At 68.4% G+C, this 22,496-nt stretch carries 21 protein-coding genes and 1 pseudogene; 14 read left to right on the top strand and 8 right to left on the bottom strand.

Annotated elements, in window-relative coordinates; translation table 11 throughout:
* Positions 1–134 precede the first annotated feature (134 nt).
* Positions 135–2,135 carry an aa3-type cytochrome oxidase subunit I gene (ctaD, locus tag ACTWLT_RS17360; protein WP_445319281.1) on the bottom strand — a complete coding sequence of 667 codons (2,001 nt, stop codon included), beginning with the start codon at positions 2,133–2,135 and terminating at the stop codon, positions 135–137.
* A 423-nt stretch (positions 2,136–2,558) separates the two neighbouring features.
* Positions 2,559–3,440 (bottom strand): fructosamine kinase family protein, encoded by an 882-nt coding sequence (locus tag ACTWLT_RS17365; RefSeq protein ID WP_445319399.1) that lies wholly within the window; start codon positions 3,438–3,440, stop codon positions 2,559–2,561.
* Positions 3,441–3,796: 356 nt separating this feature from the next.
* On the opposite strand from ACTWLT_RS17365, the gene ACTWLT_RS17370 reads away from it, so the two are divergent.
* Positions 3,797–4,366 (top strand): hypothetical protein, encoded by a 570-nt coding sequence (locus ACTWLT_RS17370; protein ID WP_445319282.1) that lies wholly within the window; start codon positions 3,797–3,799, stop codon positions 4,364–4,366.
* 129 nt (positions 4,367–4,495) lie between these two features.
* Here the strand turns inward: ACTWLT_RS17370 and ACTWLT_RS17375 are convergent, their stop codons facing one another.
* Both ACTWLT_RS17375 and ACTWLT_RS17380 read right to left on the bottom strand, forming a co-directional pair.
* A complete protein-coding gene (locus ACTWLT_RS17375; RefSeq protein ID WP_445319283.1) occupies positions 4,496–4,867 on the bottom strand; it encodes an ArsR/SmtB family transcription factor in 372 nt (123 codons plus the stop codon).
* Between the two features lie 186 nt (positions 4,868–5,053).
* Entirely contained in the window at positions 5,054–5,509 is a 456-nt protein-coding gene (locus ACTWLT_RS17380) for a GNAT family N-acetyltransferase (RefSeq protein WP_445319284.1), read from the bottom strand.
* 1,078 nt (positions 5,510–6,587) lie between these two features.
* On the opposite strand from ACTWLT_RS17380, the gene ACTWLT_RS17385 reads away from it, so the two are divergent.
* Positions 6,588–8,174: an alpha/beta hydrolase fold domain-containing protein gene (locus ACTWLT_RS17385; RefSeq protein WP_445319285.1), complete on the top strand. Its 1,587-nt coding sequence runs from the start codon at positions 6,588–6,590 to the stop codon at positions 8,172–8,174.
* A gap of 156 nt (positions 8,175–8,330) precedes the next feature.
* Here the strand turns inward: ACTWLT_RS17385 and ACTWLT_RS17390 are convergent, their stop codons facing one another.
* The gene (locus ACTWLT_RS17390) at positions 8,331–8,795 is read right to left on the bottom strand and encodes a MarR family winged helix-turn-helix transcriptional regulator (RefSeq protein WP_445319286.1); all 465 of its coding nucleotides are present in this window, start codon (positions 8,793–8,795) and stop codon (positions 8,331–8,333) included.
* A gap of 247 nt (positions 8,796–9,042) precedes the next feature.
* On the opposite strand from ACTWLT_RS17390, the gene ACTWLT_RS17395 reads away from it, so the two are divergent.
* The 3 genes from ACTWLT_RS17395 (at position 9,043) to ACTWLT_RS17405 (ending at position 11,971) form a co-directional block, all read left to right on the top strand.
* Entirely contained in the window at positions 9,043–9,387 is a 345-nt protein-coding gene (locus ACTWLT_RS17395; RefSeq protein WP_252414166.1) for a DUF1801 domain-containing protein, read from the top strand.
* A gap of 150 nt (positions 9,388–9,537) precedes the next feature.
* Positions 9,538–10,299 (top strand): cyclase family protein, encoded by a 762-nt coding sequence (locus ACTWLT_RS17400; protein WP_445319287.1) that lies wholly within the window; start codon positions 9,538–9,540, stop codon positions 10,297–10,299.
* Between the two features lie 13 nt (positions 10,300–10,312).
* A complete protein-coding gene (locus ACTWLT_RS17405; RefSeq protein ID WP_445319288.1) occupies positions 10,313–11,971 on the top strand; it encodes a thiamine pyrophosphate-binding protein in 1,659 nt (552 codons plus the stop codon).
* Between the two features lie 105 nt (positions 11,972–12,076).
* Here ACTWLT_RS17405 and ACTWLT_RS17410 read toward each other — a convergent pair whose 3' ends face one another.
* On the bottom strand, positions 12,077–12,976 hold the full coding sequence (locus ACTWLT_RS17410; RefSeq protein ID WP_445319289.1) for a LysR family transcriptional regulator: 900 nt from the start codon (positions 12,974–12,976) through the stop codon (positions 12,077–12,079).
* A gap of 91 nt (positions 12,977–13,067) precedes the next feature.
* Between ACTWLT_RS17410 and ACTWLT_RS17415 the strand changes: the two genes are divergently transcribed.
* From ACTWLT_RS17415 to ACTWLT_RS17440, 6 genes are all read left to right on the top strand, one after another.
* On the top strand, positions 13,068–14,009 hold the full coding sequence (locus ACTWLT_RS17415; RefSeq protein WP_445319290.1) for a DMT family transporter: 942 nt from the start codon (positions 13,068–13,070) through the stop codon (positions 14,007–14,009).
* 68 nt (positions 14,010–14,077) lie between these two features.
* Positions 14,078–14,611, top strand: coding sequence for a PadR family transcriptional regulator (locus ACTWLT_RS17420; protein WP_445319291.1), 534 nt, complete (start codon positions 14,078–14,080; stop codon positions 14,609–14,611).
* Positions 14,595–15,257, top strand: coding sequence for a GyrI-like domain-containing protein (locus ACTWLT_RS17425; RefSeq protein WP_445319292.1), 663 nt, complete (start codon positions 14,595–14,597; stop codon positions 15,255–15,257). The genes ACTWLT_RS17420 and ACTWLT_RS17425 overlap by 17 nt, the downstream gene beginning before the upstream one ends.
* Positions 15,258–15,537: 280 nt before the next feature.
* Positions 15,538–16,512 (top strand): helix-turn-helix domain-containing protein, encoded by a 975-nt coding sequence (locus tag ACTWLT_RS17430; RefSeq protein ID WP_445319293.1) that lies wholly within the window; start codon positions 15,538–15,540, stop codon positions 16,510–16,512.
* Between the two features lie 65 nt (positions 16,513–16,577).
* A complete protein-coding gene (locus ACTWLT_RS17435) occupies positions 16,578–17,159 on the top strand; it encodes a dihydrofolate reductase family protein (RefSeq protein ID WP_445319400.1) in 582 nt (193 codons plus the stop codon).
* A gap of 234 nt (positions 17,160–17,393) precedes the next feature.
* Positions 17,394–18,269 (top strand): endonuclease/exonuclease/phosphatase family protein, encoded by an 876-nt coding sequence (locus ACTWLT_RS17440; RefSeq protein WP_445319294.1) that lies wholly within the window; start codon positions 17,394–17,396, stop codon positions 18,267–18,269.
* A 57-nt stretch (positions 18,270–18,326) separates the two neighbouring features.
* On the opposite strand, the gene ACTWLT_RS17445 is transcribed toward ACTWLT_RS17440, so the two are convergent.
* Positions 18,327–18,857, bottom strand: coding sequence for a GNAT family N-acetyltransferase (locus tag ACTWLT_RS17445; protein WP_445319295.1), 531 nt, complete (start codon positions 18,855–18,857; stop codon positions 18,327–18,329).
* A 761-nt stretch (positions 18,858–19,618) separates the two neighbouring features.
* Between ACTWLT_RS17445 and ACTWLT_RS17450 the strand changes: the two genes are divergently transcribed.
* Both ACTWLT_RS17450 and ACTWLT_RS17455 read left to right on the top strand, forming a co-directional pair.
* Complete coding sequence (locus ACTWLT_RS17450) at positions 19,619–20,260, top strand: hypothetical protein (protein ID WP_445319296.1); 642 nt, start codon at positions 19,619–19,621, stop codon at positions 20,258–20,260.
* A 310-nt stretch (positions 20,261–20,570) separates the two neighbouring features.
* Positions 20,571–21,098, top strand: a complete 528-nt coding sequence (locus ACTWLT_RS17455; RefSeq protein WP_445319297.1) for a carboxymuconolactone decarboxylase family protein — start codon at positions 20,571–20,573, stop codon at positions 21,096–21,098.
* A gap of 125 nt (positions 21,099–21,223) precedes the next feature.
* Here ACTWLT_RS17455 and ACTWLT_RS17460 read toward each other — a convergent pair whose 3' ends face one another.
* Positions 21,224–21,937, bottom strand: a complete 714-nt coding sequence (locus ACTWLT_RS17460; protein WP_445319298.1) for an AAA family ATPase — start codon at positions 21,935–21,937, stop codon at positions 21,224–21,226.
* Positions 21,938–22,151: 214 nt separating this feature from the next.
* Here ACTWLT_RS17460 and ACTWLT_RS17465 point away from each other — a divergent pair.
* A pseudogene (locus tag ACTWLT_RS17465) lies at positions 22,152–22,457 on the top strand (hypothetical protein); the annotation flags it as partial.
* Between the last annotated feature and the right edge of the window lie 39 nt (positions 22,458–22,496).

Below are 22,496 nucleotides of genomic sequence, written 5' to 3' on the forward strand. Positions count from 1 at the left end.
TCATCTCCGTCATCCAGAGACTGCTCACCGGGGAGGACTCCCGCTACCTGCACGACACCCTGGGCTGCTGCGCGATCTGGTGGATGGGCTGCTGGTGAGTACGCAGTGACCGGGCGCGCGGCGACCCGGCGTCGTCACCTTCTCTCGTCGTCCTCGTCGCCGGGATGGCGCCACTGGGGAGGGGCCTCCTCGCCTCGTTGGGAGTCCAGCGGGTTCTCGTTGGCTTCCGAGGTCCGCTCGTAGCTCGGGCGGCGGGTCTCCTCCGGTTCGGGTACGTCGACGGGGCGGGCGCCGGACTGCGGGATCGGTTGGTATCTGGCCGCGGCCGCGGCGCCCTGGGCGCCCTGGACGCTGGGCGACTCCGGTACGTGCTTCTCGCGGTGCAGTTCCTCGCCGATGCTCTGCGGGGGTTTGGCGGCGCGCTGTGGTAGGTCACGGCCGAGGTCGGCGACCAGGGGGCCGTACTTGGCGTCGAAGGCGGGGCGTTCGGAGCGGATCCGGGGGATGCGGTCGAAGTTCCGTAGCGGGGGAGGGCAGGTGGTCGCCCATTCCAGGGAGTTTCCGTACCCCCACGGGTCGTCGACGGCGACGGTGGTGCCGAAGCGCCAGGATTTCCAGACGTTGTAGATGAAGAACAGGGTGGACACACCGAGCACGAACGATCCGATCGTGGACACGGTGTGCATGGTGGTGAACCCGTCCTGCGGTAGGTAGTCGGCGTAGCGGCGGGGCATTCCGCGGTTGCCGAGCCAGTGGTGGACCAGGAAGGTGGTGTGGAAGCCGACGAACATGGTCCAGAAGTGGATTTTGCCGATTCGTTCGTCGAGCAGTCGTCCGGTCATTTTCGGGAACCAGAAGTACACGCCGGAGAACGCGGCGAAGACGATGGTGCCGAAGAGGACGTAGTGGAAGTGTCCGACGACGAAGTAGCTGTCGTGGACGTGGAAGTCGACCGGCGGGCTGGCCAGCAGCACGCCGGTGAGGCCGCCGAAGAGGAACGTGACGAGGAACCCGACGGCGAACAGCATCGGGGTCTCGAAGGTGAGTTGCCCCTTCCACATCGTGCCGATCCAGTTGAAGAACTTCACGCCGGTGGGCACGGCGATGATGAAGGTGGTCGCCGAGAAGAAGGGCAGGAGGACCTGGCCGGTGGCGAACATGTGGTGCGCCCACACGTTCAGCGAGTAGAAGAAGATCACCCACAGCGCCAGGACCATGCCCTTGTAGCCGAACAGTGGCTTTCGCGAGAAGACTGGCAGCACCTCGCTGATGATGCCGAAGAACGGCAGCGCCACGATGTAGACCTCGGGATGGCCGAAGTACCAGAACAGGTGCTGGTAGAGCAGCGGGCCGCCGGTGGCGGCGTCGTAGATGTGGCTGTCGAGCACCCGGTCGGACAGCAGGGCGAGAAGCGTCGCCGACAGCAGCGGGAACACCACGACCGCCATCAATGCGGTGATGAACATGGCCCAGGTGAACAGCGGCATTCGCCACATCGTCATCCCCGGGGCGCGCAGGGTCAGGGTGGTGGTGATCAGGTTGACCGACCCGAGGATGGTGCCGACGCCTGAGAGCACCAACCCGATGACCCAGAAGTTGCCGCCCACCCCTGGTGTGTGTTCCACCTGGCTCAGCGGTGGATAGGCCGTCCATCCGAAGTCCGCGGCACCTGCCGGACTGATGAAAGAGCCGAGCACCATCAGGCCGCCGAACAGGTACAGCCAGTAGGCCAACGCGTTCAGCCGGGGGAAGGCGACGTCAGGTGCGCCGATCTGCAGGGGGACGAGGTAGTTGCCGAACGCGAAGGCGAGGGGGGTGGCGAACAGGAACATCATGATCGTGCCGTGGGAGGTGAACAGCTGGTTGTACTGCTCCTGAGAGAGGAACTGCATCCCCGGGCGGGCCAACTCGCCGCGCATGAGCAGCGCCTCGATGCCCGCGGCGATGAAAAAGAAGAACGACGAGATCAGATAGAGCAGGCCTATCTGCTTGGCGTCGGTCGTGGCGAGCAACCTGAGCAGGGTGTTGCCGGGCACTGCGCGACGCAGCGGCCCGGGGTAGCCACCGAACGCCGCCGGAGCCAGGATCGCCACCTGACGATCTTGACCAGGCCCAGTGCTCGCTGACTTTGGCATGACTCACTCCGAGACCTGGGTCTGTAAGACGCTCAACGAGCGTAAACGACCCGAACCGTAACGAAGGGGGCTTATCCGGCAAATCGCCCGGCGGGGTCCGCGGTCGCCCCGGGTGGGCGAGCCGTGGGATCCGCGGTACGCGGAAGGGCCCGCGGGGCGAATCGTACGGCGCGTTCGTAATGCTGAGTGGCTAGTTAGTGAGTCGTTCGTGACAGTGCAGGCCGTACTCCGGCCGTTCAGAACACGATCGCGCCGTCTGCGGGTTGATCAGCTCGCGAGCTGTCTTCGAGCCGGTCGCCGGACCGTCATTTCCCGGATTGCGGGGGGCGATGCGCGGTCCGGCGGGTGAAAGGGACCTGGTAGAGACCGGCGCTGGTGACAGCGAGGCTGTGTGAAACGGATCAACGGAGACGGAGCCGCTGGTCAGGTTTGTGTGCGGAACGGGGCAAGGGTGGCGCGGATCTGGTCGCCCGCGCCCCAGTCGTCGTCGAACTGGGCAAGCACGGCGAGGTGTTGTCGCAGCTGGATGATCGGCATGCGGGCCGGCCAGTCGTTGTCGAGGGAGGTCAGCTCCGCGTAGACCTCGAAGAATCGTTGCGCCTCGGGCGGGGGAGAGGTGGACCACACGTGGGCGAGGTCGACCTCGGCCCACAGGTAGGACACCGCCGGGTCGATCAGCGCGGGCTGCCCGCCCGGAGTGGCCAGGACGTTCTGTGTCCACAGGTCGCCGTGCGTCAGGCATGCCGGCCGGTCGGGCAGCAGGTCGGGCAGCCGGTGACACAGCCGCTCCAGTGCCGCCCGGTCTTCACGGTCGAGTGCCGCCTCAACGCGCGGCTGCCCGAGCCAGCGAAGCAGTCGGTGCTGTGCGAAGAACGCATGGCCGTCGTCATCCCAGGTATTGATCTGCCGGCGGAGGCCCAGCCAGTTGTCGCGGTGCCATCCGAAGCGCGGGTGGGTCGTGCTCGTGTGCAGGTGGGCGAGCGCGTGCGCGAACTGCTCCCAGAACGCCTCGCTGTGTGGCCTCGGCTGCAGCACCGACAGCACGAGCAGTTCCCGGTCCGCCAGGATCACCTCGGGTGTCGCCACGCCGCCGAGCTCGCGCAGGGCGGCCAACCCTTCGGCCTCCGCGACGAAGACGTCGTCGGCCGGCGGGTCGGCGAAGGCCTTGACGAACACCGGCGGCGCGTCCCGGCGGGTGGCTATGCCCGCGAGCGCCGCGAGGCCACCCGCCGTCGGCTCCACCGCGAGGACATCGCGCATCCCTGCCCGGAGCAAGCACTCCCGCAGGAACGTTGCCGAGCGCATCACGACAGGCTCCTCTTCGGCCGGACCCTTGCTCGCAAGATCTTATGTGAACAACAGTCGACTACCTCCCGAGGACCGACCTCCGGGTTCACGGTCAGACGACCCAACATGGCGCCGGGCAACGGCGCCGGATGGCGCTCAGACCGCGTACCCCTAGCTGCGGCTTTTCGTCTCGGTGGGTCGCAGCCGTCCCGCACCCCTGCTGACGTTCGAAGGCGTCAGCGTCGGTGGTTCGTGCCTGCGGCCTGTGGTGTGTCCCCACTGCCGGGACCACGGCCGATCAGCTCCAGCAGGAGGTTGATCTTTTTGCTCACCCCCGAAATTCGGCGTGAACCATCGGCAGGCATCATGTCGGCGTGAATTCGACCGTCGCCGCCCTGCTCGGTTCCGCGATCACCGCCTTCGCATCGCTGTTCGTGGTCCTGATGCAGAGTCGGTTGAGGCGGCGACACCGGGAGCGGGCTGATCTTCAGCGGGCGTACATCCTCATGCTGTCCGGCGCTCTGCGCCTCGCGCACAAGGCCGAGGCGCTGCGGCAGACCAAGTATTGGCGCTCGGGCCTGCGGGAGGTGGGTAACCAGCTGCTTGGTGGGCACAAGCCTTTGGATCCGATGGTGCTTCACGACTGGTTGGCCAGGGACATGGCCACGGTGGAGGCCGCCTGGTCGGAGATTTGGACCAGCGGTGACCAGGACGGCATTGCCCTGGCCAACGGGCTCATGACCGCGTTCAACGGGGTGATGGACGCTGCCATGAAGTCCAGCGGCCAGGAGGCGTTCGACGCCACCGATGAGATGCTGGTCGCCAGCCGCCGCCTGGGCGAAGCACGAGGGCAGCTCGCCCTGCATGCGCGCCGTGTCGCCAAGCTGGGGCCCCGTGACGTGGACTTGTTCACCGACCGCGAATACAACCTCCAGCCCGCGTGACGTCAGCTCGTCGGGCGGCGACTGTCGGTGCCTTCCCTGGCCCGGGCGCCGCTCAGGAGAAGGCGGCACGCAACCTGAAGACCGGACGCCTTGCGTCAGCCGCCCGGGAACAGGGTGTCATCGGGCCGATCAGCGGGCCCTTTTCGTCGCCCGCTTGCGGGGTGGCGTCAACAGGTCGGCTATCGCCGTGATCGCGGAAGGCACCAGGCGGTAGTACGCCCAGACGCCGCGCTTCTCGCGCTCGAGCAGGCCGGCCTCGGTGAGGATCCGAAGGTGATGACTCACGGTCGGCTGGGAGAGACCGAGTGGCGCGGTGAGGTCGCTGACCGACGCTTCGCCCTCCGGAGTGGACTGGATCAGACTGAGCAGTCGCAGTCGGGCCGGGTCGGCGAACGCCTTCAGCACTCCCGCGAGCCGCTCGGCATCAGCGCGCTTGATCGGCTCGCCAGCAAGCGGCGAGATCGCAGGCAAAGCAGTTTTCGCAGGTGTCACGCCCTCCATCGTTGCACCAACTCCATCGATAGGCCGGTGGAACCGGACCAGTACGCCGATGGCGTTTGCGGGACCGGGTCGCGAGGGGGTCCGGCGGCGCCGAGTGGCAGAGTGCCAATGAGGCGACCAGCACGGCGATGATGGCGAGTTTTCGCGATGACGATTGGCGGGTGCGGCCGGATGCACGCGACCTCGTCAGAGTTGGCGAGCCATGCCCACCGATTCCGGGGCGGTCTCCGCGAAGCCGTACTGCGCATAGAGGTAGCGCGCCTTGCCGTCTGCGATGAGTGAGACGTAGGCGGTGCGAGGTGCCCGGTCAACGAGCCGCTGCATCAGGGCATCCATGATCCTCTTGCCAAGTCCCAGTCCCTGATGCTCGGGCAGAACGCACATGTCAACGATCTGGAACGCCGTGCCACCGTCGCCGATGATCCGGCCCATCCCCACCGGATGGTCGTCGTCGTATACGACGACAGCGTGCCAGGACCCGGCCAGGCCATTCACGGCCGCGTCGACGGACTTCGGACTGAGCCCGGCGGCTACCCGCAGATGTCGATAGACCTCAACGGACGGCGTTTCTGCTCGTAGAAGGTAGGTCACGGGTTCCTCGCATGTGACAGAGCCGTACAAGCTCACCAGCCGTGCCAGCATACCCCCTCCGGGTATGATTCGACGCCACGGTCTGAGCGGGAGGTGGCTGATGCGGCCGGGCTTGGGTCTTGGTCGCACGTCGCCGGCAACAGGTGGCACCTCGGGCAGCGACGACGCGATCGGCCGTCCCGGCGAATGGAGGGCGGACCTTCTTGCCTCGCGACGCTGTAACGCACCATGAACGAGCAACGCCTTTTTGGGTGGAAGGTCGGGTGGGCGGCCTCGTGAACGGGCGGAGCAGCCTGCCCCTTCGGGTTCGCCCGTTCAAACCCCGAACAGCGCACCATGACGCCCGTCGGAGGCAACCCGAACATGGCTAAGTTGGCCCCTCGGACCCCACCGCCACGCTGGCCAGGCCGCCACAACGGCTCTGCTGCGCCTCCGGGCTGGAACCTGCCGACTCAGCCCCTTCCGCAGCAACGGCAGGCTGCACGCGCCTGGTGGCCGTTCGTCATGTTCGGCGGCATCACGTTGCTGATCGGGTGCCTCGCTATCATTGTGGTCGTGTTGGCAGGATGAGACTGGGCGGCTCGCCGATTTCGCCACCTCGGCCGGCCCCGGTGCTGACAATGAGGAAATGAGAGCGCAGAGGTTACTGAAGGCGCGACAGGCCGCGGCTCGTCGGCGTACACCAAAGAGACAACCAGCTGCGGCTCGTCGTCGCGCTCCATGGCCACTGATGGCGGCTCTGGTCGCGGCGGGAGCGGCCGGAGCCGCGGCGGTACGGCGCCGCAAGGCCGCCGGGCGCAGCGAAGCTGGGGCGACAGGTGATGTCAGCCAGGTTGGTCGTGTCGGCGATGCCAGCCGCCCCGAAGGAGCCAACCAGGGCCGGCCCCAGGGAAGGTAGAGCAGCCCGCCTCCCTGGCGTGCGCGATTCGTCATGGCTCTCGTGGCTCGCGGCCACCGTCGGAGGCCGCCCTCCTCGAGCGGGCGCGGAGGCGCGACGTCTGAGGGCTTGCCGGCGGCGGCCTGTTCCGGCAGTCGCGGTCGACGTCGGCGAGGGCTCTCTTGCCGAATGACCCCGATCTGGCCGGGAAGCGGGGGTAATGTCCGACTCGCCGAGACGGGGGTACGGACAATGGGACTTCCATACGAGACGCAGCCGGGCGACATCGACCATCTGATCGTTGATGATCATGCGGTGGTGTCACGGTTGTTCGAGCACCTGGAGGCCGGGCGGGGTGACCGCCGGACGTTGGCCGACCAGGTCGGTTTCAACCTGGCGCTGCACGCCGACGCCGAGGAGCGGACCCTGTATCCGCAGATGGCGGATGCGGGTGAGGCCGATGACGCGCGACATGCCCGCGACGAGCACCACGCGGCCAAGGAGCAGTTGATCGTCCTGGATCGGGCAGAGCCGGGCAGCGGAGAGTTCGAACGCGCGCTGACGACGTTGATGGCCGACATCCGCGAGCATGTGGCGGAGGAGGAGGGCGAGTTTCTGCCGGAGTTCCGCCGCGCGGTGGGGGCCCAGGTCATGGCCCGCCTCGGCGGGGAGTTCCTGGCGGCGAAGCGGGCCGCACCGACTCGAGCACACCCCAACGCCCCGTCCAGCGGCACCGGACACAAACTCGCCGACCCCGCCGCTGTCCTGCTCGACAAGGGGCGGGACAGGGTTTCGGGCCGCGACCGGCGGCTCGCCACCGATGCCTCGGGTCTGCTCGACCCGCAGGCCCAGCGGCTACTGGACGCCTTCGCCGCGCTGCGCCCGCTGCCACCGGAGATCCTCACCCCGGAGCAGGCCCGCCAGCAACCCACACTCGTCGACGCCGTCCACCGGATCTTGACCGAGGACGGCCGGTCCACCGAACCGGAAGCGGTCGGAGCGGTGGAGGAGCTGGAGGTGCCGATCGCAGACGGTGGCCGCATCAACCTACGCGTCTACCACCCCCGCGAGGCCAAAGCCGGTGCCGCGCCGGTGGTGATGTGGATCCACGGCGGCGGCTGGGTGCTCTACGACGTGGACACCTATGATGCGTCCTGCCGAGGCCTGGTCAACCGCACTGGTGCCATCGTCGTGTCACCCGAATACCGTCGCGCTCCCGAGCATCCCTTCCCGGCATCTCACGACGACGTCCTCGCCTGTTGGCGCTGGCTGCGCGAGAACGCGTCGGAGTTCGGAGGCGATCCCACCCGTGTCGCCATCGGTGGCGAGTCGGTCGGCGCGACGATGGCCGCTGCCACCTGCCTACAGCTGGCACAGGCCGGCGAGCCAGGCCCGGCAGCCCAGGTCCTGGTCTACCCACTGGCCACCGCGCAGCAGTTCGGCGACTCGATGACCGACGCAGCCGACGCCCGCCCGCTGAACCGGCCGCTACTGTCCTGGATGGCGATGCACGCCTTCGCCGGTGTGCCCGAGGGCGCCCAGGATCCCCGCGTCGACCTGCTCTCCCTCGACGCCGCGCAGCTGCGGAGCATGCCACCGACGCTGGTCGTCACCGACGAGCGTGACGTGCTGCGAAGCCAGGGGCAGGAGTTCGCCCGCCACCTGCAGGCCGCCGGCGTGGACACCGCGCTGGCCCACTACGACGGGATGATGCACGAGTTCTTTGGCGCCGCCGCCGTCCTTGACAAGGCGGCGGACGCCCAGCAGGCCGCCGCAGAGCATCTCACCCAGCGCTTTGCGCAGCCTGCGGCGGCGGACCGAACCGTGCGTCCCGCCTGAGCCATCGGCCCCAGGTGGCGACCACCGCCTGCGAGTCGACACGGGCCGCCGACCGTTTGGGCGGCTGGTTGTCGTGCTGGAAGGCCCAGTTCAGGTAAGCCGCCAGGAGTATGCGGCAAGCTTGAGCGGGGTGGACGTTGAGGCTGTGTCCGTCGCTCAGGCCGGTCGTTTGCCGGTTTGCCGCCAGCCTCGCTGAAGGTGAGTAACCTCTTGGAACGCCTCCCGGAAGGTGGCGAAGCGCTGCTCGCCGAGGGCGTGTTCGAGGCGCCGTTCAATGGTGGCCAGGATGGCTCGTGCTTTGGCGATCTCGTCGAGACCGTGTTCGGTGGGGACGATGAGCTTGGCGCGACGGTCAGCGGGGTCGGGCTCCCGGCGGGCATAGCCGAGGCTGACGAGCTCGTCGACGATCGTGCCGATGACCTGCTTGTGCTGGCCAGAGCGGGCCGACAGATCGGTCGCACGCACTCCTTCGGGCTCAAGGAACGCCAGGACCGAGCCGTGCCGCGGGCGAACATCCGGATGCCCCTGCTCGCCGAGGGTCTCGAACAGCTCCTCCTGCAATGCTCGCATCAGCTGCCCGGTCAAAGCCCCCAGGTCCGGCTTCGGCGCGGTGGCGGTCATCAGAAACCCTTCGGTTAGTAACGGGTCTTGACTATCAAGAACCATGACTATACCGTGTTCCCAGTTGATCCTCACCTCGCCGCAGGGGCAAACAAGGAGACGCACGCTAGGAGTACCCGCCCCCCGCGGTCGACAAGGTGTAGGTCGGCCTGGGCCGACGTCGACAACTACACGCGATCGGCCAGCGCCGAGCAGGCCGTCCTGCGTGTCCGACCCGAATGTGGCAGTGACGATGGAGGCGAAGACCATGAGTGACGACGTCACCCAGTACATCAACAAGGCGCAGCCGTGGCAGATCGATGTGTGTGAGAAATTACGCGCGATGGTCGGACAGACCATTCCCGATGTCGAGGAGCGGCTCCAGTACGGCAAGCCGCACTACCTCAAGAACGGGCACTACGCGGCCGTCATCGCGGTAGCCAAGGACAAGGTCTCGTTCATGGTGTTCAACGCAACGGACGTTCCGGAGGTCAAGGGGTTCCTTCGGGCGTTGGGCAACGGTGAGCGCAAGGCCGTTGACATCAGGGATGGGCAAACCGTCGACTACGGCGCACTTGCCAGCATCCTGGAGAAGACCGCGACTGCCCTGTAGCTGCCAGCGTGCCTGCCGGGCAGGGTCTGGTCCTCGCACCGTCAAGCCCAGGCGGCGGCCATCCGTGTCCGGCACCTACACCCAAGGGCGCCGCTGACACGCCCCGTGCTGGGTCCATCGTGGAGCGTGCACGCGGTGTACCGTCGCCGCATGACGGTGCTGCAGGAGTTTGTCGCCGCTCTTTCCAGCGGCCGGATCCAGGTTGTCGACCTCACCGCTCCGCTCTCGGACCAGACCCCGATCCTGGGTCTGCCCGAGCAGTTCGGCCAGACCTGGCCGTTCCGGCTCAGCGAGATCAGCCGGTACGACGACCGCGGTCCGGCCTGGTACTGGAACAACTTCTCCACCGGCGAGCACACCGGCACCCACTTCGACGCCCCGGTGCACTGGGTCACCGGTCAACAGGGCGCGGACGTGTCGCAGGTCCCGGTGAGCCAGCTGATCGCCCCGGCGGTGGTGATCGACCACGCCGCGGACGCCGCCGACGACCCTGACTTCCTCCTCGAGGTCGAGCACATCAAGGCGTGGGAGGCGGAACACGGTGCCCTGCCCACCGGTGGCTGGCTGCTCTACCGCAGCGGCTGGGACGCGTACGGCGACGACCCTGAGCGGTACGCCAACGCCGGGCGTACCCCGGGCATCTCCGTGGAGTGCGCCCGCTGGCTGGCCGAGGAGTCGCCGATCCAGGGCGTCGGGGTGGAGACGGTCGGCACCGACGCGGGCGCTGCGCATTCGTTCGACCCGCCGTTCCCGTGCCACTCGTTCCTGCTCGGCCAGGACAAGTACGGCCTGACCCAGCTACGGAACCTGGCGCAGTTGCCGGCGACCGGCGCGGTGGTGATCGCCGGACCGCTGCCGATCGTCTCCGGGTCCGGCAGCCCGTCCCGGGTCCTCGCGCTGGTCGAACGGTAGGACCGGGCCCCAGATGCGGGTAGCCGAGGTGGTCGGGCGGGTTCTGCACGGACACGGCGCACGGTACGTCTTCGGGGTGGTCGGCAGCGGCAACTTCCATGTCACCAACGCGCTCGTGGCAGCCGGCGCCCGGTTCGTGGCGGCGGCCCACGAGGGCGGCGCGGCGAGCATGGCCGACGGGTACGCCCGCACCTCCGGAACGGTGGGCCTGCTCTCGGTGCACCAGGGTCCGGGCGTCACCAACGCGCTGACCGGCCTCACCGAGGCGGCGAAGAGCCGTACCCCGATGGTGGTCCTGGCCCCGGAGGCGACCGCGCCCCGGTCGAACTTCTTCATCGACCTGCCCGCGCTCGCCACCTCGGTCGGAGCCGACTTCCACCGGGTACGCGCGGCGCACGCGGCCGAGGACGCGGGCGCGGCGTACCGGGCCGCCACCCGGGGCGCGACGGTGGTGCTGGGCCTCCCGTTGGAGGTGCAGCACACCGTGACCGAACCGTGGTCCGGCCCGGTCCCCGCGGTCGCGCCGACCCCGGCCACCGCGCCGCAGGTCGAGCCGTTGCTGGCCGCGCTCCAGGCCGCACGTCGACCGGTCTTCATCGCGGGTCGGGGCGCCCGGGCGGCCCGGGAACCGCTGACCCGGCTCGCCGACGCGTGCGGCGCGCTGCTGGCGGTCTCGGCCGCGGCGAAGGGACTGTTCGCCGGGAACCCGTGGAACGTCGACGTGGCCGGCGGCTTCGCCACCCCGCTCGCCGCCGAGCTGATTGGCACGGCGGACCTGGTCGTCGCGTGGGGCAGCACGCTGAACATGTGGACCACCCGGCACGGCGAACTGATCCCACCCTCCGCCGTCGTCGTCCAGGTCGACCACGATCCAGCCGCGTTCGGGGTGAACCGCCCGGTCGACCTGACGGTGGCCGGCGAGGTGGCGGCGGTCGCCGAGGCGGTGCTCGATCGGCTGCGCGCCGGCTCCACGGGGGCCGTGGACGCCGGGACCGGCGGATGGCGTACGCCGGAGCTGGCACAACGGATTCGCGATCACGGCCGGTGGCGGACGGTCCCGTACCGGGACGAGGGCGTGTCGGCGCGGGCCGGCGCCCCGGCGACGATCGACCCGAGGACCCTCTCGGCCGCCCTGGACGACCTGCTGCCGCCCGACCGGACGGTGGTGGTCGACTCCGGAAACTTCATGGGCTACCCGTCCATGTGGCTCGACGTGCCGGACGTGGCCGGATTCTGCTTCACCCAGGCGTTCCAGTCGGTCGGGCTCGGCCTGGCCAGCGCGCTCGGCGCGGCGGTAGCCCGGCCGGACCGGCTCACCGTCGCCGCGGTCGGCGACGGTGGCTTCGTCATGTCCGCGACCGAACTGGTCACCGCCGTCCGGCTGGCGCTGCCCCTGCTCGTGGTGATCTACGACGACGCGGCGTACGGCGCCGAGGTGCACCACTTCGGCCCGGACGGGCACCCGTTGGAGACGGTCACCTTCCCCGACACCGACCTGGCCGCGATCGCCCGTGGTTACGGCTGCGACGGGTTGACCGTCCGGACCGTCGACGACCTCGGGCCGGTACGCCGCTGGCTCGCTGGTCCCCGTACCCGGCCGCTGGTGGTCGACGCCAAGGTCCGCGCCGCGCGCGGCTCATGGTGGCTGGAGGAGGCGTTCCGGGGCCACTGAGCCACCGCCGTGCGGGGATTCGCGGCTCGTCGGCCGTCCGACCAGCCCAGCGCCAGGTGGTCGGCAGGCGTGGGAAGAGTCCGTCCGCGTCACCGGGAGCGCCGCTCACTCCTTCGCGGCGTCGATGAGGGCGTCGATCAGCGCGCGCGGTGCGGGCTGGCCCAGTAAGGTCTCCCGAACCGCGGCGTAGATCGTCCTGATCGGCTCTGGGCGGCGAACCTGGCGGATGACGACGCCAGGGTGCTGGGTGCCCAGTCCGAGGCGGGGGATGAGGCCAACTCCGAGGCCGGCCGCGACGAATGCCTGTGCCGTGGCGTAGTCCTCCGACTTCGCAACGAAGTCCGGGCTGAAGCCCGCCGCGGCACAGGCGTCGATGATGGGCTCCAGGCAGGGGCCCGGCGGCTCACTGCCCACCCAGGGTTCGCCGGCGAGGTCGGCCAGGTCGATCACCTCCTGCGCGGCGAGCGGATGCCCGGTGGGCAGCACGGCCCGGTAGGGGTCACCGAGCAGGTGCACCAGTCGGACGCGGATTCCCTGATGGCTCTCATCACTGGGTCGGCGGACCACGATGGCCAGGTCGGCGTTGCCCTGCTCCACCTCGGACAGGGGATCATCCGGATCGGTCAGCTTGGGATCGATCAGCACGCCGGGGTGCTCGCGCCGCAGTCGGGCGACGGCGGGCGCCAGCAGGTTCGGGCCGACGGAGGCGAAGTAGCCGATCCTCAGCCGGCCCGTACGTCCCATGCGGAGGTCGGCCAGCGCTGTCTCGGCCTCGGCGACATGCTGACTGATGACGGCCGCGTGCCTGGTGAGCAGCCGGCCCGCAGCCGTGGGCCGCACACCCCGGCCGACTCGTTCGAGCAGCGCGATCCCGGCCTCCTTCTCCAGCGCCGTCACCTGCTGGCTCACCGCGGAGGGGGTGTACCCGAGGTGCGCCGCTGCCGCCGTCACCGACCCGCTGGTGACCACCGCGCGCAGCACCTGCATGCGTCTCACATCGAGCATGTAGCAGAGCTTAACTCTCGTACAGAAACTTTCGCTTTTGCTATGCGGTTGGGCACGGCACTGTTCATGCGGACGGATCAAGGAGATCAAAATGACTGGTGCCGTGAACAGGACATGGGCATGGATGCGGGTGGGCGTGCTCGCCCTGCTGTGGGGATCAACCTTCCTCTGGATCGAGCTGGCCCTGGACGCCCTGACGCCGGTCCAGGTCACCATCAGCCGGTGCGCACTCGGGTCGGCCGCTCTCCTGATCGCGTGCCTGGGCTCAGGTCGACGACTGCCCCGGGATGCGAGAACCTGGGGTCACCTGCTTGTGGCTGCCTTCTTCTGCAACGCCCTGCCGTTCGCCATGTTCAGCATCGGCCAGCAGACCATCGACTCCGGGGTGGCCGGCGTACTGAACGCGACGACCCCGCTGTGGTCCGTGCTGATCGGCGTCCTGAGCCACTCCGAGCGTGGACTCCGGCCGGTCCGGCTGGGCGGTCTCCTGCTGGGGTTCGCCGGTGTTGTCATGATCTTTGCGCCGTGGCAGATGACCGGGCCGGTCGGGTGGGGCGCTTTCGCTATCGTCGTCGCGGCCGCCAGCTACGCCGTCGGCTTCGCCTACATCGGCCACAACCTCGTCGGCAGGGGCATCCCCACCATCTCGCTGTCCACGGCGCAGCTCATCGCGGCGACCGGCCTGACCGCGCTGACCCTGCCGGCCGGTGGTCTGACGCCGATCGAGATCAGCCCGAAGACGCTGATCGCCGTCGTGATCCTGGGCGTCGTCGCCACCGGAGCCACCTTCCACCTCACCTACCGGATCATCGCCGCCGAAGGCGCCACCAACGCGGCGACCGTCGGCTACCTACTCCCGGTGGTCTCGGTGGCGCTCGGGGCCATCGTGCTCGACGAGGGACTCAGCCCTCGGATCGTGGCCGGGATGGTGGTCGTGCTCGTCGGGGTCGGCCTGACGCGCCGAGCCGAACGGCCGCCATCGGTACCGGCGCTGGCGGAAGCCCCGACCGCGCAGGTCCCATCGAGAACCTGACCTGCTGCCTCGCGGAAAGAGAGCAGGAGGTACGGCATCAATCACTATTCTAGCGCTAGAATGCGGTAGTGGAGCTGACTCCCGCTGAGCTGACCGTGTTGGGTCTGGTGATCGAACGGCCGCAGCACGGTTACGACCTGGAACAGGTGATCGAGCAGCGGGGCATACGACAGTGGACCGACATCGGGTTCTCCTCGATCTACTACCTGCTCACCAAGCTGGAGCAGCGCGGTCTGCTCCACGTCCCGGAGGCTCCGGCCGCCGCCAAGTCCCGCCGCATCTTCCATCCGACCGCCGAGGGCCGCCGGGTCGCGGCACACAACGCGCTGACCTTCATCGCCGAGGCGCGTCCACACCCGCAGCCACTGCTGGTCGGCGTCGCCAACCTGGCCATGCTCACGGGGCAGCAGTACGAGCAGGCGCTGCGCACCCGGCTGGCGCAGCTCGAAGCCCGGATCGCCGCACTCCAGGCCGCACAGCAGGCGCAAGGTCCCCTCCCGCGCCCGGCGCGCGAGGTGTTCTCCTACTCCCTGAAACTCATGGACGCAGAAAGGCAGTGGCTCCTCTCCCGAGTCCAGGTGCCCCATGACCAACAAGACTGAAGCCAAAATCGACTTCAAGAAGACGCTTGACGCCTACCAGGCACAACCGGGCCGGTTCCGGACAGTCGACGTACCCGACATGCAGTACCTCATGATCGACGGCCACGGCGACCCCAACACCTCGCCCGCCTTCACCGCGGCGATCGAAGCGCTCTACCCGACGGCGTACAAGCTGAAGTTCGCCAGTAAGCGAGGCCTCGGGCGCGACTACGTCGTTCCGCCCCTGGAAGGTCTGTGGTGGGCCGAGGACATGGCGTCCTTCACCACCGCACGGCACAAGTCACGGTGGCACTGGACGCTGATGCTCATGGTCCCCGACTGGATCGACCAGTCCATGTTCACCACCGCCGTCGGGCAAGTCGGTGCCAAGCACCCACCGACGCGTCTCGACGACGTCCGCCTCCGGACGCTGTCCGAGGGGCGGTGCGTGCAGACGCTCCACGTCGGTTCCTTCGACGACGAGTCCGACGTACTCGCACAACTACATCATCAGTACATCCCCGCCAACCGGCTCCGCATGGCCGGAACTCACCACGAGATCTACCTCAGCGACTTCCGCAGGGTCGCACCCGGCAAGCAACGCACCATCCTCAGGCAGCCAGTCACCATCGACCCGGGGAGTGTGGATCCAGGCCCTGTTTCATAAGCCGGGTTGGAGCCATTCGGGCTCTTCACAATGCAAGCGCTGCTGCGGTTCCTCGCCGACTCGGGGCTGCGGGCACGGGTGACCGCGGCCACCAAATGCCTAGGCCTGCAGCTGGTTCTGCGCCTGGACCCGGTTCGGCAACCAGGGCGCGATCGCCGGGACGACCCGGCCGAGCAGGAGAGTCGGTCAATGGAACTCGCTGCTGTGCAACCTGATCGTGTTCCCCATCGCGATCGACATGATGGAGGTCATCCGGCGGCTGGTTGCCAAGGGGTGGCAGGTGACCGCTGAGGATCTGGCCCAGCTGTCCGCGGCCGGGCGCCCGTCCGGGATCGGCGCCGGCTCGATGCTGGCGGCAGCGCGGCTGGACCATCCCGGCGCGCGATGCCGGCGGGACGTCGGCGATGCTGTGGGCGTGGAGTACGTGTCCAGAGTGCCGCGACCGCCGCTGGACGGGCTGATCGACGACCTTTACTACCTGGAGGGTGCGCCGCCGTACGCCCGGCTGACGCTGCCGGCAAGTCCGGCGGCGTTGCTCATCGTCAACCTCGGGGCGCCGTTCCGCGTCCGCGCCGGCACCGACATCGAGACGGCCAAGTACGCCGACGGCTGCGTGGTCACCACGCCCACCCGCGCGTTGGAGTTCGGCTACCCACCCCGGACCCGGTCCGTCGGCGTGCACTTCAAGCCGTGGGGGCTGGCGCCGTTCCTGCCGATGCCCGCGGCCGAGCTGTGTGACCGGCCGGTGACGGTAGAGCAAATCTGGGGTCGACCCGCCATCGCCGAGCTGCAAGACCGGCTGGCTACGGCCGAGGGACCTCACGAGATGCTGACGCTGCTCGAGGAGGAGCTGATGCGACGGCTCGGCGACGCGGCCGGCCTTGGGCTGGTCCGCCTTACGAGCCGCATCATCGCTGCGACCAGCGGGGCGGTGGCTATCGACGACCTGAGGGTGTCAGCCGGTGTCAGCAGCACTCACCTGGCACAGCGATTCAAGGAGCTTATCGGCGTCACGCCTAAGCGGTTGGCCCGCACCTACCGCTTCGCCGCCACCGTGCTCTCGATCAACCCCGCCGAACCGATCGACTGGGCCGACCTCGCCAGTAGCGCGGGCTACTTCGATCAGGCCCACTTCGGCCACGAGTTCCGGGCATTCACCGGGCTCACACCGACACGATATGTCGAAGTCCGGCGGCGGTTCCTGCGCGAACATCCCGGCCACGTACTGGACAGTTGGCCGCTGCCGACCGATTGATTTCTTACAAGAGCGACAGCCCCCGAAACTCTAACCTGAGGGCATCCCCAAGCAGAGGAGTGCCCATGGGCACAGTAGTCATGTACAGCTCGGTGACGGTAGACGGCTTCATCGCGGACGAGAACGACCAGCCCGGACCGCTGTTCGACTGGTTGCTCAGCGGTGACGTGCCGTTGGACGAGAGCGGCGAGTTGAAGGTGTCACAAACGTCCTACGACTACACCCGGCCGTACTGGGACCAGATCGGGGCGACTGTCGTCGGCCGCCACGTCTTCGACATGACGGACGGCTGGGGCGGGAAGCCTCCGGGCGGAATCGACCACGTGATTGTCGTGACGCACCGGCCGAAGCCCGAGGGCTGGGACCCCGAGGCCCCTTTTCACTTCGTCGACGGCGTCGAGGCAGCCGTGGCCAAGGCGCAGGAGCTTGCGGGTGACCGCATGGTCGAGGTCGCCGCTGGCGACGTCGGTGGGCAGGTGCTTGCCGCGGGCCTGGTCGACGAGGTGCGCATGGACGTCGTACCCGTGGTGTTCGGGTCCGGCAAGCGCTACTTCGGGTCGGTCCACGCGCAGCACCTGTTGGAGGATCCTGACGTGGTGATTCAGGGCAACCGGGTGCTTCACCTGCGCTATCGGGTGCGCCGTTGACTCTGGGCGGGTACGCGAAGAAGTCCACTGCGAACGGTGACACAACATCGGACCTCCGGCTGCGTTTGCGCATCGCTGTCCCTGGTCGGCCAGCCGACGCCGATCTGGGTGGGGAGACGTGGCAGCGGGCTCCGGCCTGTCGATCGTTGTTCCTCCGATGTTCGGTGCCGCGTCGACTCGAATCGATAGGCTGCGTCAGCCGCTGCAGACGACGGTTCGTACGAAGGGAAGTCGATGCGCAGGACAACGCACTGGTCGGCCCGGGCCTTGGGCGCCCTCTCGGCAGCGGTCGCGCTGGTGGCGGCCCTGCTGCCGGCTACCCCGGCGGTCGCAGCGACGGTGGCCTTCAAGGCCGCGACGCTGAACATCTACAACGGACTCACTCAGGCCGACTTCGTACACGACCTGAACCTGATCACGTCCAAGGCGGACCTTGTCGGTCTCAACGAGGTCGGCAATCGCAAGGCTTTCCTGGAGACCTGGGCCGCCGACAACGGCTGGTGGTTGTACGCGCCGGGCGGGATCAACCAGGCTGGCGAGGCGCTGATTGCCAAGAAGAGCGTGTTCGACGTACTCGATAAAGGTTCGATTTTCGTGTGTGACACCAACGGACCAGGCGAGGTGCCGCCCGCCCGCTACAACAACTGGGTCAAGTACTCACACAAGGCCAGTGGCCGCAACGTGACGCACATCAACGCCCACGCGGTGGCCAGCATCGAAAACGCAGGCCGGCCGGAGGACCTGCCGCGCACCAGGTGCGCCGAGGCGCAGTTCCAAGGTCTCAAGGACCTGGCGGTCGACAAGCAGGGCGAGGGCCAGGTCATCGTCAGCGGTGACCTCAACGTCGACTTCAGCGCCGACCGGAGCTACGGGTACGCGAAGTTCCCGTGGCAGGTCTTCGAGGCCAACGAGCTGCCGAACCTGCGCTCGAACTACAACCTCTACGGCGAGAAGGGCACCGGAACGCACGGCAACCGGCACATCGACTACGTCTACTTCTGGAAGCGGCTGCCGGAGTACGAGCTGATGTGGATGACCGACTACGACATCATCGGTGGCACCAAGTCTGACCACAACGGTGTCGTCGCGACGTTCTCCGTCCAGAGCTGATGCGCTCGCCCTCCGCCGGCTCCGAGTCCCGCTCCTGCACGCCGGCGACAGTGCGGCTCAACCGACCCGTTGAGCCAGCACCTGCCCCGGCCAGGATCCAGCCAGGAAGGTTTCGGTGGAAGTGAACCCGTGGCGCTCGTAGAACGCCACCAGCTCGCCACCGCCGCCCGCCCAGCAGTCGACCCTTAGCAGCCGCACGCCGGCTCGCCGGGTTTCCTCCACAGCGTGAGCCAACAGGGCCGACCCGAGGTTCCGGCCGGCGAATCGTCGGTCGGAGACCAGGAGGCGGACGTACCGCTCGGGTTCTTCCGCGGGCGCGATCGGTGCCTGCGGATTGGGCCCGGAGTCCAACACCATGGCTGCGGCCGGCGTTCCGTCCAATTCCGCGATGAACGGAAGGTTCTCGGTCACGTACCGATCGACCAGCTCGGCCCCTCCGGGCTTTTCAGAGAACGGTGTGGTGCCCCACTGCTCGGTGTTGCCGCGCTCATTCATCCAGATCACCGCAGAGTCGAGCATGTTCAGTACGGCGGGTGCATCGGCCGGGCCACCGCGTCTGATGCGGATGCCGCGGGTGCTGTCATCCATGGCGGAATGGTATTCCGCGGCAGGCCGATCCCCTGGGGAGGTGAGCGACGGTTTTCGCTGGTGGATGCTGAGCTCGGTGCGGCAGACTTCGCGGTTGAGTCCCGCTGCTCCCAATACGGCCACCACAGCCCGGCATCTCCGGCCGCCGAACGTCGTTGCCGCACATCCAGGGAACATCGACGAGCAGCCTTCCGTCCACCGTCATGGACGCGCTGGGCGTGCCGTCGCGGCGTCCGGTCAGCGAAGTGGTCACCGTAACCGTCGATCGGACGGACTCGACGTTGCGATACCGTCAGGGTGCCCGCACCAGCGTCGAGGTAGTCCGAGTCCGTCGGCTGACGATGGTCCACACGGCGCCCCACGAATCCAGGGAGATACCGATGCCGGAGCCTGAGCCCGTTCAAGACGCCCACGAGGCGGATGCCGACACCTCAACCGTGGCCGAAACCGACCAGCCTGCCGTTCACGCGAATCGGGCTGCCCGACGCGCAAAGGGCAAGGTCGCCTCGCCTCAACCGTATGGAAAGGGTCAGCACCTCGGCGGCCGGGGCTCGGTCCAGAGCCCGCGCCAGTGGGGTAACCGGCGAAGCGGCTGATCCGTCGGTGGAGCGCGGGCTGCCATGATCCCACGGGCTTCGTCGACGATCATGGTCGGCGTCGTGGCGAGTCGAAATGCCGTTCATGGTTGACGGAGAATGTCGTCTATGGGATCGGAAACCGTCCGGGCCGCGCGCCGGCGATCCGCGTGGTGGGTGGCGTGTGTGACAGCCGTGCTGTTCGTCGTCGCGCTTTACCTTGTCGTCCGGCCGCAACGGGACACGACGCCGGGCGGTGCCGGCGGCTCGAGTGCGGCCGTGTCAGGTCAAACCCCTGATCCGAGCGCGGCCGTGTCAGGCCAAGCCGCGGATCCGAGCGAGACGGCCGGTGACGCGCACGCCCTCCGCCGGATCTGCGACCGTCGCGGCCCCGGATTCGCGGGTGCGCCGGTCTATCGGGGCGCTGGACCGCATCCGACGGTGGTGCTCGATCCATCCACGGTGGCATGGTTCGGAGGAGCCGCCAACGCGCGCATGTTGCGGGACCCGGCTCCGATCGAGCAGATGCGTCTGGTCGGGTGCCTGACGTTCGGCGGACCCGCCTCCCCGGCCCCGCTCGCGACCTGCCAGTACCGCGAGGGCGTCGAGATGACCCTGTACCAGGGACGGCACCGGCTCGACGTCTACGCCATCGACTCCGGCCGCTTGGTGAAGACCCTGGCCATCGACGGCAGCAGCGACGACTCCTGTCCGCCGGTCACGTTGGTGCGGAAGGGCACCACCTCGACGAGCCAGAACACCCCGCCCGGCGACGCGGAGTACACCGCAGCCCTGGGCCCGCTCATCAACGGACCGGCGGTCGGCTGACCTCGACGTGGGACGGCGCCGGGCCGGCGACGCTGGCCGGTCGAATCGTGAACGAGGGCAGGGCTACCGCCGTCATGGCCAGGCCGAGACGCGTGCGGGGTGTTGACCGTCCCGCGGAACCAGGTCTTCTGACGCGGTGACCGCCCACGTGGATCGTGGAGGCTCTCTTCACCAGGTCGCCGTGGCGGCCGGTCATCGGTCACCACTTGCGCTTTCCCGAATGCCGGTCCGGCAGCTGGCGGCGATCGGATAATGGCATGAGGCCTGATGTGCCGATGACGAGGGGAAAATTGTGAGTCGCCTACCGTACGTGAACCCTGCCGCCGCCCCAGCGGCGGTCCGCGAGGCGCTGGAGGCCGCGCTTCCCCTGAACTTCTTCCGCGTGATGGCCAACGCCGAGACGGCTTTTCCAGCCTGGATGCGCTGGGGAGGCACCCTGCTCAAGGACCTGGCCCTCGACCCGCTGCTCCGCGAGATCGCGATCCTGCGAGTAGCCCGGCTGAGCGACGTCAGGTACGAGTGGGTTCAGCACGAGCCGATCGCCCGCTCCGTCGGCGCCACCGACGAGATGATCCACGCGCTCCGGCGCGACGAGATCGAGGCCGGCTGTTTCTCGGCAGACCAGCGGCTTGTCCTGCATTTCACGACCGAAGTCGTCCGCGACGTCCGCCCCTCCGACGAAACCGTCACCGAACTGACAGGGCGACTCTCCCCGCGCGAGGTGGTCGAACTCCTGATGGTGATCGGGCAATACATGATGATCGCCCGGGTCGCCGCGGCAACGGATCTGGAACTCGACGAGCCGATGGGCGCCGCCGTTTACGGCGCCACCGGTTGATGGCAAAGGCGGGATCAGGGGCGGCGCCGAGGCCGATGCGGTAAGTGTCGGCAGCGGCCAGGACGATGAGGTCGGGTCGTACACCGGCTTGTGGTTCCTGGCGCGCCCGCACGTGCCGGCCTGGGTCAGCTGTCGTCGTTGAACAGGTGGTGCAGGAACCGTTGCGGGTTGGCCAGGAACGATCGGGTCAGCAGCACCGGTTGTGCGTCGTCGTAGTCGACCTGGCTGATGGTGCCGTTGGCTTCGATGTTCAGGATCCGGGCGTGCGGGACGGCCAGCAGGATGGGGGAGTGGGTGGCGATGACGAACTGTGAGCCAGCCTGCGCGAGGTCGTGGATGCGGGTGAGCAGCGCCAGGCAGCCGTGGGCGGACAGAGCGGCTTCCGGCTCGTCGAGCAGGTACAGACCTCGGGGCTTGAACCGGTGGGTGGCCAGGTCGAGGAACGACTCGCCGTGGGATCGTTCGTGGAGGCTGGTGCCGCCGTAGCCGTCGGCCACACCGAGGCGGTCGATCTCGGTGGCCACGTTGTAGAACGACTCGGCACGCAGAAAGAACCCGGTGCGCGGCTTACGGACCCCGCGGACCAGTCGCAGGCGCTCACCGAGCGACGATTCGGTGGCACGCGTGCTGAACCGGAAGTTGGTGGATCCGCCCTCGGGGTTGAACCCGGCGGCTACCGCGATCGCCTCGATCAGCGTCGACTTGCCGGTGCCGTTGTCTCCGGTCAGGAACGTCACCGCCGCATCCAGCTCCAACCGGCCGCCCGCCCGCAGTCCGGCGACGACGGGCAGCGTGAACGGATAGCCCGACACGTCCGTGTCGCCGTCCGTCAGCTCCACCCATCGCAGAAACCCACCGCGGTCTCGACGGGAGGCCGGCGCCTCGTCCCCGATTGTCACCACCCGACCCCTTGCGCTGCTGTCCTGTCCACCGCCTCAACGGTAGGTGCCCCGGCAGGAGGATGTCCGATCGGATCCCGCTGCGGGTGATGCTGTCACCCGCCAAAGGTGGGACTCCCGTCACGGGCGGGGCGGCGACAATGGCCGTCCTGCCGGGGCCGTGGAGGCGCTGGAGCCGTGGCTGGCCCGCGTCTAGCCCGCCGCGGTCAGCGTGGAGCCGGGCCGCGCCGCCCTGTTGTACCTCGCCCGCGCCGACCTGCGGACCGAGGCGGAGATGCTCGGCCTGGGCCCGGTCGAGACCGGCCGCATCGAGGCGGACGCCGACCACGTCATCGAGACCGCGACGGCCGCCGACGGCACGACCCTCTGGCTGCGCCGCGGTAAGGACCCGCTCTCCCCGTTCTGGCCCGGCATCCTCGAGATCCGGGAACTGGTGATCGGCGACTCCTACCCGCACTAGCCAGGTCGGTACGAGTCGGTGGCAGTTCAGCGCGCGTGG

It is taken from the genome of Micromonospora yongxingensis (genome assembly GCF_052601155.1).